The sequence below is a fragment of the Paraburkholderia sp. 40 genome (assembly GCF_050434105.1).
GTDB classification, from domain to species: Bacteria; Pseudomonadota; Gammaproteobacteria; order Burkholderiales; family Burkholderiaceae; genus Paraburkholderia; species Paraburkholderia tuberum.
Window position 1 is genome coordinate 4455304 of the sequence record NZ_JBNPVY010000004.1, and the last position, 12583, is coordinate 4467886.

A 12583-nucleotide genomic window follows, 5' to 3' on the forward strand; every position below is an offset into this window, starting at 1 on the left:
GGAGGCGAGTCGCGAAGCGGACATAGGCAACGGTCAGATGAAGCGCGGGTGACGGAACAGGGGCCAGGCGCCGACGGCGGTGCGGGGCGCGGCCATCCAAGGGGCGCGAGACTCGCGTCAGGCGCGCTATTGTACAGCGTCGGTCGAATCTGCTGCTTTGCGGCGGACAGTGCGCCCGCCACACCAGAATTACGATGCGACCGGCGGCACGCTGCGCGCCTTCAGGCTCGCGAGGCCGATACCGGCGACCACGCAGGCAAGCGCGATGCCATGCGCGAGCGTGGGCCGCTCGCCGAGGAACTCGATGCCGTAGAGTGCCGCGGCGACCGGCAGCACCGCGCTGAACACGCCGGCAAGACTGCCTGGCACGTGACGGATGCCTTTCATCCACAGCCAGAACGAGAAGATGCTGGCCGACAGCCCGTACCACAACACCAGCATCCAGACGCTCGACGGCACCGCGCGATAGTCGAAATGCGCGAGCGCGCCGGCGCCGAGCGGCAGCATCAGCAGCAGGCCGAACAGATGCGTGTACGCGCAAATTTCGATCGGCGCGAGCGTCTGCGTGAGGCGGCGGGACAGAATGATGTACAGCGATTCGCAGCACACGGCACCGAGCACCATGAAGTTGCCCGCGAGCGAGCCGGTGCCGGCCGTCGCATCCGCGCCCGCCTGGACGTGCGCGACATTGATGACGACGACGCCGACGATCGCCAGCGCGATCGACGCGAGCGCGCGGCCATCGGGCCGCTCCTTCAGGATCAGCCACGACAGCAGCGCGACGACCGCCGGAATCGTGCTCGTGATCACGCCGGCCGCGACCGCGCTGGTACGGGCGACGCCGTTGAGCATCAGCAGCGTGAAACCGAAGGTGCCGAATAGCGCCTGCAAAAACAGGTTGATCCATTCATCGCGTTTGACGCGGCGCAGTTTGGTCACGCGCAACAGCGGCCAAAGCACGGCCATCGCGATTATGAAACGCAGCAGCGCGAACAGCGGGACGGGGACGAAGGCGACGATCGATTTACCGATTCCGACATTGCTGCCGACGAGCAGCATCGAGGTAATGAGAAGCAGGGCGTAGCGATTCAAGCTGGAATCCGGACGGCTAGTTCAGTTAGCATTGTAAAAGGCCGTGCGAGACGGCGTAAGGGTGCGAAAGCGGGCGCGCTGGCGGTGCGTCGAGTTCGCATCAGCGGTATGCAATGTGCTGCGAGTGAGCGTAGAAGGCTCTGTAGAACGGGCGATCTTTTTCGCGCGCATCTCGTCTGATCAACGCGTAACTGCGTCGATGGCGGGCGCGATCTAAGGGTTTTCGCTTGCAGATCAATACGATGCGCGTAAGTGGCCGGTAAGTTGCAGCGCATATGGTTAAGCCTTGACGCGGGATAAGGTCGGGCAGGGCGCCCGCATGCACGGATGTTGCGATGCCGCACGCACGCGCGTTTGATGGTATCGCGAGGTGGGAGACAGCGCCGCTCGTGGCGGCTCGAACAGGATAAGGCCCGCGCGCCCGACGCGCGCCGGTACAGGTTTTACGTTTCATCTTCACCAAGGGGTTGTCGATGTCTGCGATTGAATCGGTTCTTCAGGAACGCCGCGTTTTTCCGCCCTCCGCTGACACTGCGAAGGGTGCCACGATCTCCGGCATGGACGCGTACCGGGCGCTCGCCGCCGAAGCGGAGCGCGACTACGAAGGCTTCTGGGGGCGTCTCGCGAAGGAGACGCTGAGTTGGCACAAGCCGTTTACGAAGGTGCTCGACGAATCGAAGGCGCCGTTCTACACGTGGTTCGAAGACGGCCAGCTGAACGCGTCGTATAACAGCATCGACCGTCACGTCGATGCCGGCAACGGTGAGCGCGTCGCGATCGTGTTCGAAGCCGACGACGGTACCGTCACCAACGTCACCTATCAGGACCTGTTGCAACGCGTATCGCGCTTCGCGAATGCGCTGAAAAAACGCGGCGTGAAGAAAGGCGACCCGGTCGTCATCTATATGCCGATGTCGATCGAGGGCATCGTCGCGATGCAGGCGTGCGCGCGGATCGGCGCGACGCACTCGGTCGTGTTCGGCGGTTTCTCGTCGAAGTCGCTCAACGAGCGGCTCGTCGACGTCGGCGCGGTCGCGCTGATCACGTCGGACGAACAGATGCGCGGCGGCAAGGCTTTGCCGCTGAAGAACATCGCCGACGAAGCGCTCGCGCTCGGCGGCTGCGAGAAGGTCAGGAGCGTGATCGTGTACCAGCGCACCGGCGGCAAGGTCGCGTGGGACGCAGGGCGCGACCTGTGGATGCACGAACTCACACAAGGCGAGTCGGACCAGTGCGTGCCCGAATGGGTCGACGCCGAGCATCCGCTCTTCATTCTCTATACGTCGGGCTCGACCGGCAAGCCGAAGGGCGTGCAGCACAGCACCGGCGGCTATCTGCTGTGGGCCGCGCAAACGCTGAAGTGGACCTTCGACTGGCGCCCCTCCGACGTGTTCTGGTGTACCGCCGACATCGGCTGGATCACCGGCCATAGCTACATTACGTACGGGCCGCTCACGCTTGGCGGCACCCAGATCGTGTTCGAGGGCGTGCCGACCTATCCGGACGCCGGGCGCTTCTGGCAGATGATCGCGAAGCACAGGGTCACGCTGTTCTATACGGCTCCCACTGCGATCCGCTCGCTGATCAAGGCCTCCGAGGCCGACGCTAAAGTGCATCCGAAGAGCTACGACCTGTCGACGTTGCGCATCATCGGCACGGTCGGCGAACCGATCAATCCGGAAGCGTGGGTGTGGTACTACGAGAACGTCGGCGGCGGCCGCTGTCCGATCGTCGATACCTGGTGGCAGACCGAGACCGGCGGCCACATGATCGCGCCGATGCCGGGCGCGACGCCGCTCGTGCCGGGTTCGTGCACGTTGCCGCTGCCGGGCATCATGGCCGCGGTCGTCGACGAAACCGGGCAGGACGTACCGAACGGGCAGGGCGGCATTCTGGTGGTCAAGCGTCCGTGGCCGGCGATGCTGCGCAACGTGTGGGGCGATCCGGACCGCTACAAGAAGAGCTACTTCCCCGACGAGCTCGGCGGCAGGCTCTACCTCGCCGGCGACGGCGCGGTGCGCGACAAGGAGACCGGCTACTTCACGATCATGGGCCGCATCGACGACGTGCTGAACGTGTCGGGCCATCGTCTCGGCACCATGGAGATCGAGTCGGCACTGGTGGCCAATCCGCTCGTCGCGGAAGCCGCCGTGGTGGGCCGCCCCGATGCGACGACCGGCGAGGCGGTGTGCGCGTTCGTGGTGCTCAAGCGTGCGCGTCCGCAAGGCGAAGAGGCCGTGAAGCTCGCGAACGACCTGCGCAACTGGGTCGGCAAGGAGATCGGTCCGATCGCGAAGCCGAAGGACATCCGCTTCGGCGAGAACCTGCCGAAGACGCGTTCGGGCAAGATCATGCGTCGTCTGTTGCGTTCGCTCGCGAAGGGCGAGGAAATCACCCAGGACGTGTCGACGCTGGAAAACCCGGCGATTCTCGATCAGCTCGGCGAGTCGATTTAAAGCGTTGTAAGCGGGTCTGCGCGGACGGCGGCGGCGTGTCGATCGACACGCTTGCGGGCACGCCGCGCAGACCCGTTATTCGAGTGGACGGCTTGTGTCACGGCGTTGCGCGGACAATCCCGATTGCCTCGCCGATGCCTTTTTGATACATAGGCGCATGGCCGCGCCGCACCTATCCTCCCACGCCAGGTTGAACCCCCCGCCCGAACCGCCACCGGTCTCGGCGGCGATGGCGCTCGCGCATCGCAAGTACTGGCGTTTCAACCTCGCGCTGATCGCGGTGCTGATGACGCTTGGCTTCTTCGTCTCCTTCGTCGTGCCATTGCTGGCGCCCGCGCTCGCGCAGGTGCACGCAGGCGGCTTCAGGCTGCCGTTCTACTTTGGCGCACAAGGCGCGATTCTGATCTACCTCGCGTTGATCGTCGTCTATATCGTGCTGATGCAGCGCGCCGATCGTCAGTTGCAGCACGCGTTCGAAGCGGATTCGCAGCGCGATGCGGCAAGCGGTCCCGCCGCGGATTCCACCAGCGGCGCGAACGATGACGTCACGATCGGCACGGCCGCGCCGGCCGCGCGCGGGCGCTGAGCCGATGAAGCTCACGCATCGGCTGATCCGCTCGTACGCGCTCTATACGCTCGGCTTTCTGCTGTTCGTCTACGTGATGTGGCGCATCGAGCGCAGCACCGGTCCCGGGGTGTGGATCGGCTATGTGTTCCTGTTCGTGCCGATCGCGGTGTATGCGGTGATCGGCGTGCTGTCGCGCACGTCCGACCTGGTCGAATACTACGTGGCGGGGCGGCGCGTGCCGTCGGCGTTCAACGGTATGGCGACCGCGGCCGACTGGTTATCGGCCGCGTCGTTCATCGGTCTGGCCGGCTCGATCTACGCGACCGGCTACGACGGCCTCGCGTACCTGATGGGCTGGACCGGCGGCTATTGCCTCGTCGCGTTCCTGCTCGCGCCATATGTGCGCAAGCTCGCGCGCTACACGATTCCCGATTTTCTCGGCACGCGCTATTCGAGCAACGCGGTGCGCGGCCTCGCGGCGCTCGCCGCGATCCTGTGCTCGTTCGTTTATCTGGTCGCGCAGATCCAGGGCGTCGGGCTGATCGCGACGCGCTTTATCGGCGTCGATTTCGCGGTCGGCATTTTCTGCGGGCTCGCGGGCATTCTGGTGTGCTCGTTTCTGGGCGGCATGCGTGCCGTTACGTGGACCCAGGTCGCGCAGTACATCATCCTGATCCTCGCGATGCTGATACCGGTATCGATGATCGCGCACAAAGACGGCCTCGGCTGGGTGCCGCAATTCAGCTATGGACGCCTGATGGAGCGCATGGAAGGGCTCGAGAAACAGGTGCGCGACGCGCCGCTCGAGGAGCGCGTGCGCGACGACTATCGACGCCGCGCCGCGTTGATGCAACTGCGGCTCGATACGCTGCCGCAATCGTTCATCGACGAAAAGCAGCGGCTCACGCAGGAGGTCGGCGATCTGCGCCGCCATAACGGTCCGTTGCGCGAGATCAAGGAGCTCGAGCGCGCGCTCGAACAGTTTCCGCGCGATGCCGCCGCCGCGCAGATCGTCTGGAGTCAGAAGCGCGACGACATGCTGATGCGGGCGACCGCGCCGGTGCCGATGCAGGAACCGTTTCCTGCTGTCGGTGAGGAAGACCCAAGCACGCACGCGCGCAACTTTCTATCGCTGCTGCTGTGTCTGTCGCTTGGCACGGCGAGCCTGCCGCATATCCTGACGCGCTATAACACGACGACTTCGGTGGCGTCGGCGCGCCGCTCGGTCGGCTGGACGCTCTTTTTCGTCGCGCTGTTCTATCTGACCGTGCCGGTGCTGGCGGTGCTGATCAAGTACGAGATCCTGTCGAATCTGGTCGGCCATCATTTCGCCGATCTGCCGCAGTGGCTGATGCAATGGCGCAAGGTCGAACCGAGCCTGATCAGCCTCGCCGATACGAACGGCGACGGTATCGTGCGCTGGAGCGAGATCCAGATGCAGCCTGATATGGTCGTGCTCGCGGCGCCCGAGATCGCGGGGCTGCCGTATGTGATGTCGGGCTTGATCGCGGCGGGGGCGCTCGCGGCGGCGCTATCGACCGCGGATGGTCTGCTGCTGACGATCGCGAACGCGCTATCGCACGACGTGTACTACCACATGGTCGATCCGAACGCGTCGAGCCAGCGGCGCGTGACGATCTCGAAGATTCTGCTGCTGGGTGTCGCATTGTTCGCGTCGTACGTGGCGTCGCTGAATACGGGGAATATTCTGTTTCTGGTCGGGGCGGCGTTTTCGCTGGCGGCGTCGAGTCTGTTTCCGGCGCTCGTGCTCGGCGTGTTCTGGAAACGCACGACGCGGCTCGGCGCGGTGGCGGGGATGGTCGCGGGGCTTGTCGTGTGCATCTACTACATCGTGTCGACGTATCCGTTCTTCACGCAGATGACGGGATTCACAGGTGCGCGCTGGTTTGGCATCGAGCCGATCAGTTCGGGCGTGTTCGGTGTGCCGGCGGGTTTTCTCGTGGCGATCGGGGTGAGTTTGATCGATCGAAAGGCGGACGCTTATACGATCGCGCTAGTCGACTATATCCGGCATCCGTAGGCGGTTTGCGCGGGGCTTTGGCCAGGGTGTGGCGCAGGGCGCGAAGTTTGCTATAATTCGGCTCCCCGCCGGAGAGATGGATGAGCGGTTTAAGTCGCACGCCTGGAAAGCGTGTATAGGTTAATAACCTATCCGGGGTTCGAATCCCCGTCTCTCCGCCAGGATATCAATGAATACGGGCCTCTTGGCCCGTTTTTCGTTTCTACCCACCAAACAACCCACCATACGCCAAACTGTGGTTGCGGGTCGTGGCCAGTCGGTACAGGGGTCGGCGCACGCCACGTTGCCACCATGGGTTGAAACCATCCCGTTTGCATTGAGCATTGGCGGCGACACGCGCGCGCGTGATACCTGTTGCCGTTGCCGACTTCGCGGAACGCCGCCTGGGTCCCGGCCGGCAATGCCAACTCCCGGCGGCCATGCAACCGGTCAGGTTCGGAGGCAATCGTCTGCCTGAATCGCCATTCAGCTGCGGAGTCTGGAACCGCTCATCTGATGAAGCCGCGCTTCCTTCTCTCTCCTTCGATCCGCTTCATTTCGCCCATCCAGTACGCTTGTTGCACGGCGTCGTCAGCTCTCATCGCGAGTAGCGCCTGGAGTCGCGCTTCTTTCTCGGCTCGCACAAGATCTGCCTTCGCGCGAAGCATTTCAAGATCGCCATAGTCCACGGGTTTATAGACTCCACCCAGTCCGGAGTGAGCATAGATCGCGTATATCTCGTGGGCGATGATGGCTGCCTGGTCGGGATCCATACCTTCGCCCTCCAGCGCAAGTACGAACTTGTGCGTGTCCATGCAACCTCCTTATCGTGTTAGGGCCTGCCACTGGTGCGTGGCCGGATGACCGCGTTGCATCGCCGGCGCGACCGTGTAAAGCAGCACGAGAAACAACAGGCCAATCAAAGCGGCGGATTCAACCGGTCGATGCAACGATTGGGTTAAATCGCTCAGCCGGCGTGTCGAAGTTTAGTGTTTTTCGGGGACGTTCGTTGAGCCGCCTGGCTACGGCATTCAGTCTGGCCTGCGAGTAGACGGAGAGATCAGTACCCTTAGGGAAGTATTGCCTCAGAAGCCCATTCGTGTTTTCGTTTGAGCCGCGTTGCCAGGGAAGAGGTGGCTTCGCTCGTTCGGACAGTTTTCCGAGATTTTTAAGTGGAGCGTCCGAGGCAATCATGCTGCCGATTTGATCGCTGGCAGCGTCGCGAAGTATGCCTCATCCGGCGTCTGATCGGACAGACTTGAATGGGGCCGTTTCCGGTTGTACAAGTGCGTTTCATACTGCCCAACCTCGCTATGTTGTTGATAAATCTAGAGAGCCCTGTTGTGTCGTTGGTATTGTGGGGTGTCCACGCCGTGCGCGAGCCCGTCCGACGAGTTCGGTAACTGCGTCCCCGGTCAGCGAATTGCGATTGAAGATCCATGGCCCGTTGGGTAACGGATGTTCGGCTGGGATCTTGTTGCGCTCAACTGCGAGCCTGAGCGTTCCGGGGCTCACACCGATGAACGCCGATGCCTCGGTCAACGTCATCCATCCTTCAGCAGCACGTCGTTCGCTCGAATAGACCGGGATCTGATGGTGGCTGCGCAACGCGGTGACTCGCTCCTGGGTCCAGAAGTTACCCCGGCCGGTTCGCAGGTCATTGCGATTGAGTACGCCGGCGATCACCAGATCCGGACAGATACGGACAAGCTGGCGCACGGCATCAATTGCTTCACGTGACGTATGCGTAGTGTTCTCTCCGCGGCGCCGCCGCGGCACGCGAATCTCGGTATGTACTCCGCCCTTCCAGTGAATGACGAGCACGATTTCGCTCGTTGCGTCGTCAACGTCAACGACGACTTCGTGGATCAGGGTGCGCACTATGCGCTTCTTCAGGCGGGCGTCGGCCTGCGGCCAGATCGATTCCAATGCAGTGGCAAGATCGGCAAACTCCTCTGGCTGGGTAGGCGGTATCTGGCCGGATGTGCGCGACTGTTGCTCGATACGCGATTCCAGTTCCTCTACGCGTAGTAGCGCATGATTCCAGCGCCGCTCCAGTTCGTCGGCGACGAGCCGGTTCTCGGGGTCAGCAGCATCGTACTGTTTCTGCGCGCGTTGCGCGGCGTAGCGTGCAGCCTGAAGATCCCGCTGCAACGCGGCCAGCACTTCGTCCTGCTTCAGGGTCTCTTCTTCGCGCGCCACGATTGCTGCCTCAATTGCCGCCGGTTGAACGACCTGCAAGACCGCCTCGGCGATGGCCGCGTCCGCGCGTGTGCCACCGAACGCAATACAACGCGGTTGCCCCTTGTCCATCCAGCCGCGATGACAGCTATAGCGCAAGGCGTCGTGCCTGTTACCCGTGTAGTGTAGTGTAGCGTCAGCTTGCTCGCGCAGCGCCTGCAGCGCAATAGTCCCGCCAGCAGGGCCTCACCGTTCTTCGGGGCGCCAGCGTGTCCGGCCAGACGCAGGTTGCCGCTAATGGCACACTGGATCCGTTCGAATTCGTCCCAGTCAACGTACCCTTCGTGGGCATTCGGAATGAGCGCAAGCCACTGATCCCGTGGTTTGCGGCGATCACGTTTGCGTGGTTCCCCAGCCTCGTAATGGATCGCGCATTCGGTTTTGCCATAGGCATACGTGCCACCGTAGATCGGGTTGGTCAGGATCCGGTACACCGTGCCGTAGCTCGGCCGTTTCCATTGGATTTCGCCGCGCGGCATGCATGCCGGCAACTGCAGGCCGTGCTCCAGGAACCATAACAACGTCTGACGCACCGAACCAATCGCGCCGAACTGGCGGAATACTGAGCGGATGGCGTCCTGCACGCGCAAATCCGGATCCTTCTCCAGGCGCTGGTCTTCGGTCTTGCAGTAACCCACCGGCGCCGCGACAATGAGTTCGCCGCGTTTGGCCTTCTCCCGACGAGCTTCGAGCGAACGCTGACGCAACAGATCCAGCTCGTATTCGTTCAGGCTGCCCTTCAAGCCGAGCAGCAAACGATCGTTGCTCTGCCGCGGTGAGTAGACGGTCTCCTGATCGACGAGCACCGTGTCGACGACGCGGCACACCTCAACCAGTTGCTGCCACTCGCGACTGTTGCGCGCGAATCGTGAAACCTCGCGAGCGGCAACTGCGCCGACGTGCCCAAGACAGACCTCTGCGACCATCCGTTCGAAGCCCGTGCGCGTTTGCGTTCCGGCCGCAGAGCGTCCCAGATCCTCGTCGATCACCTCGATCTCGTTCCAGCCCAACTGATGCAGACGATCCTGCATCGCATACTGCAGCTTCTGGCTCTCCAGATTGTGGCTGACCTGGTAGGCCGACGACTGGCGCACGTACAGCATGGCCTTGCGCGCCAGATGCTGCGCCCGAATCTTGTCACTCATCGCGCACCTCCGGCTCGTGTACGGCGGCGAGCAGCCCGCGACGGTGTTGCCGCAGCAGCTGCGCCAGCAAACGCACCGTCTGCTGCCGGACTGAGGTTGACCCGGTTCGACGGACGGATTTGCAGCCTGCGATTTGATGCGATCTAACCTCCGTTGAGTGTTGAGTCGCGGGTTGTCCACGGGCGGGCGGCGGGTCGCCTCTCACGACCATGACGCTGCCCGCCGGTGGACAACCCGCAAGGCGATACGGTTTGCCTTTTAACGTTGAGGTTTTCGAATTCAAGCGGCGAACGATAGCCAATGCCGCTGTGTAAGCGGCGTACGTTGTACCAGCCCTCCAGGAACCAGAAGATGCGTTGCCGGGCCTGTTCACGAGTCGCAAAGAGTTCTCGCGAGAGTAGCTCCGCTTCAAGCGTGCCGAAGAACGATTCGCACATCGCGTTGTCGTACGCGTCGCCGGCCGTCCCCATCGACGGTTGCACACCGGCTTCGCGGCAGCGCCGTCCGAATGCAATAGAGGTGTATTGGCATCCCTGGTCCGAATGTAGAATTACGCCCTCGTGGCGTCGCTGCAGCAACGCCATATCGAGTGCGCGCAGCATCAGTTCGGTGTACAGATGGCTTGACATCGCCCAGCCTACAATTCGGCGACTGAACACGTCGAGGACTACGGCCAGATACAGAAACCCCTCGCCAGTCGGGATGTAGGTGGCGTCCGCCACCCACAGCATGTTTGTCGCCTCCGCGCAGAAGTGCCGACGCACCAGATCCGGAGCGCGCCGAGCCCCCGCGCGTTGCCGCGTGGTGTGTGGCCAGCGCCGCCGGCTCGCACCATGCAGGCCGGCCAGGTGCATCAGACGTGCGACCCGCTTGCATCCCACATGCACGCCTTCCCACGCGAGCTGCGCATGGATACGTGGCGCCCCATATGTGCCGCGTGAATTCGCATGCAGCGTGCGGATGCGCTCGAGCAGTTGCGCATCGCTACACGAGCGTTTCGATGGCTCACGCACCAGCCATGCGTAGTAGCCGCTCGCGGAGACCCTGAGCAGCCGTGCCATCGTGGCAATGGGCCACCTGGCCCGGTTCGCTCTCATGAATCCGTACCGCCCTTCGGCGGAACGGCTCCCGTCTCCCTCGCGAACCAGGCCGCGGCCTGCGAGAGAATGTCCCTTTCCATCTTCAGTTGCCGGTTCTCGCGACGCAACCGTGTGAGTTCCTGCCGCTCGGCCGTGGTCAGCCCGTCGTGACGCACACCCGCATCGCGATCGGCCTGCGCGACCCAGTTGTTGATCGTCTGTTCGGTCGGCTCGAACTCGCGCGCCAGATCCTCAGGCGTTCTTCCGGCCTTAACCAGCTCGACCATGTGAGCCCGGAATTCCACAGGGTATGGGGTACGATGCCTGCCCATTTTCGACACCTCCTGATCAAAAGCATAGGTGTCCGTTTTCGCGGGTCAACTTCAGACCTCTTGCGGCAGGTGCTCCCATTGTGGTGTCTTCGGAAAGAGACGGAACAGGTCGAGTTGACCGCCCGGTTGGGGGTTTGTCTGGCGTCGCATCAGCACCTCCTGTACGGAGCAAAGGATGGTGCTCGGCTTGTACCATACCGCGCGGCGTGGCAGCAGGCGCCTGCGCCAACAGGTACTTCAGTTCCCTCAATGCTTCACAGCTGACGGCGGGAGACGTTGCCGAGGTAATGCGACAGCAGGCAACGGGATCGAACATCCATTGCGGCACCTCCAGCAAGCCCGCCGTGTCGAACGGCTCTCGCCCACAGCGCAGCACTGACTCGGCGTTCTTCCTCTCTATCGTGGTGAAAATCCATACCGTGTGCCCGTACCACGGGTGCCAGCGGTAGAGAACCTCCTTTGATTCGCCGATATGGGCGTTGTGTTGACGGCTTGTATAGCTCGATGTAGTCGCCAATGGAGCGCCGGGCGTGGCTGACCGACTCGTAGGCCCTCAGGTACACTTCTTCGTACTTGGTGCTGCGCCAGACGCGCTCGACGAACACGTTGTCGCGCCAGGCGCCTTTGCCGTCCATCGACAGCCGCACGCCGCGCTCAGGTACGGCATCGGTGAACGCGGCCGCCGTGAACTGGCTAGCCTGATCGGTGTTCACGATGTCTGGCAGCCCGTAGCGGGCGAATGCTTCTTCCAGCGCCTCCACGGCATGTATTGCCTCCGGCGTCATGGCCACCCGGTGTGCAAGAACCTTGCGACTCGCCCAATCTACTACCGCCGTCAGATAGACGAAGCCACGCGCCATGGGAATGTACGTTGTGTCGGGTGCGAAGACCTGATTGGCGCGCTCGATCTTCATGCCGCGCAACAGGTACGGCCATATCTTGTGCTGCGCGTTGCGTCGGCTCGTGTTGGGCTTGCAGTAAAGCGCTTTCACACCCATACGCTTCATGAGCGTGCGCACGCGACGGCGACCCACCCCATGGTCTTCCCGGCGCAACAGCCGGACCAGCATTCGCGCTCCGGCGAACGCAAACTCCAGGTGCAGCCCGTCGATCCGGCGCATCAAGTTCTGGTCAGCCTCGCTGACCTGCCGCGGCCGATAGTACACACTCGATCTGGCAATGCCGACGAGCTTTGCATGTTGCGACACCGGTAACTGATGGCCACGGTCAACCATCGCTTTGCGCCCAGCAATCCCGCCTTGTTGAGCGCGCCGCTTGAAAAATCATTTTCCAGAGAAAGCTGGCCGATCCTGGCGTGTAGGGTCTTCACGTCTACCGGCGGCTCGTTCGATACCACGCCCGCCGTTCCAGACACGTCGGCCGCACGCTCCTGCAGCTGCCGTTTCCATTCCGTGATCTGGTTCGGGTGCACATCGAACTGCTGCGCCAGTTCGGCCAGCGTGCGCTCGCCTTTGACTGCCGGCAGCGCCACTTTCGCCTTGAACGCCGCTGAGCGCTTGCGTCGGGTTCTCTTCGTCATGTCCTCGGTTCCTTTGCCTGCATTTTCGCTGGCTCAAGCCCCGGGCGTTCCACCTATCCCGCTGTCCGAATTCGCCCGGCCACCTCTGATCACGTCCGCACATCGCCGCC

7 protein-coding genes, 1 tRNA gene and 3 pseudogenes are annotated in these 12583 nt (G+C 62.9%); 4 read left to right on the forward strand and 7 right to left on the reverse strand.

The window, feature by feature from the left end; genetic code table 11:
- Positions 1 to 189: 189 nt before the first annotated feature.
- Complete coding sequence (locus OKW28_RS42500) at positions 190 to 1092, reverse strand: DMT family transporter (RefSeq protein ID WP_429454333.1); 903 nt, start codon at positions 1090 to 1092, stop codon at positions 190 to 192.
- Between the two features lie 473 nt (positions 1093 to 1565).
- Between OKW28_RS42500 and acs the strand changes: the two genes are divergently transcribed.
- From acs to OKW28_RS42520, 4 genes are all read left to right on the forward strand, one after another.
- Positions 1566 to 3548 carry an acetate--CoA ligase gene (acs, locus tag OKW28_RS42505; protein WP_429454335.1) on the forward strand — a complete coding sequence of 661 codons (1983 nt, stop codon included), beginning with the start codon at positions 1566 to 1568 and terminating at the stop codon, positions 3546 to 3548.
- Between the two features lie 157 nt (positions 3549 to 3705).
- On the forward strand, positions 3706 to 4134 hold the full coding sequence (locus OKW28_RS42510; protein WP_429454337.1) for a DUF4212 domain-containing protein: 429 nt from the start codon (positions 3706 to 3708) through the stop codon (positions 4132 to 4134).
- Positions 4135 to 4138: 4 nt separating this feature from the next.
- The gene (locus OKW28_RS42515; protein WP_429454339.1) at positions 4139 to 6157 is read left to right on the forward strand and encodes a sodium:solute symporter family protein; all 2019 of its coding nucleotides are present in this window, start codon (positions 4139 to 4141) and stop codon (positions 6155 to 6157) included.
- Between the two features lie 70 nt (positions 6158 to 6227).
- Positions 6228 to 6318, forward strand: a tRNA-Ser gene (locus tag OKW28_RS42520).
- A gap of 327 nt (positions 6319 to 6645) precedes the next feature.
- Here the strand turns inward: OKW28_RS42520 and OKW28_RS42525 are convergent.
- From OKW28_RS42525 to OKW28_RS42550, 6 genes and pseudogenes are all read right to left on the reverse strand, one after another.
- A complete protein-coding gene (locus OKW28_RS42525; protein WP_187639737.1) occupies positions 6646 to 6951 on the reverse strand; it encodes a hypothetical protein in 306 nt (101 codons plus the stop codon).
- Positions 6952 to 7069: 118 nt separating this feature from the next.
- Positions 7070 to 7273: pseudogene (locus tag OKW28_RS42530) on the reverse strand (transposase); the annotation flags it as partial.
- Positions 7274 to 7447: 174 nt separating this feature from the next.
- Positions 7448 to 8302 carry a hypothetical protein gene (locus OKW28_RS42535; RefSeq protein WP_429454341.1) on the reverse strand — a complete coding sequence of 285 codons (855 nt, stop codon included), beginning with the start codon at positions 8300 to 8302 and terminating at the stop codon, positions 7448 to 7450.
- Between the two features lie 11 nt (positions 8303 to 8313).
- Positions 8314 to 9522 (reverse strand): recombinase family protein, encoded by a 1209-nt coding sequence (locus tag OKW28_RS42540; RefSeq protein WP_429454343.1) that lies wholly within the window; start codon positions 9520 to 9522, stop codon positions 8314 to 8316.
- 272 nt (positions 9523 to 9794) lie between these two features.
- Positions 9795 to 10933: pseudogene (locus tag OKW28_RS42545) on the reverse strand (IS3 family transposase); the annotation flags it as partial.
- A gap of 455 nt (positions 10934 to 11388) precedes the next feature.
- A pseudogene (locus tag OKW28_RS42550) lies at positions 11389 to 12473 on the reverse strand (IS3 family transposase); the annotation flags it as partial.
- Positions 12474 to 12583 lie beyond the last annotated feature (110 nt).

Excerpts from the sequence above, each read along its gene's own strand:
- OKW28_RS42515 (WP_429454339.1), top strand. The coding sequence starts at position 4,139 with ATGAAGCTCACGCATCGGCTGATCCGCTCGTACGCGCTCTATACGCTC.
- OKW28_RS42510 (WP_429454337.1), top strand. The coding sequence starts at position 3,706 with ATGGCCGCGCCGCACCTATCCTCCCACGCCAGGTTGAACCCCCCGCCC.
- acs (WP_429454335.1), top strand. The coding sequence starts at position 1,566 with ATGTCTGCGATTGAATCGGTTCTTCAGGAACGCCGCGTTTTTCCGCCC.
- OKW28_RS42525 (WP_187639737.1), bottom strand. The coding sequence starts at position 6,951 with ATGGACACGCACAAGTTCGTACTTGCGCTGGAGGGCGAAGGTATGGAT.
- OKW28_RS42540 (WP_429454343.1), bottom strand. The coding sequence starts at position 9,522 with ATGAGTGACAAGATTCGGGCGCAGCATCTGGCGCGCAAGGCCATGCTG.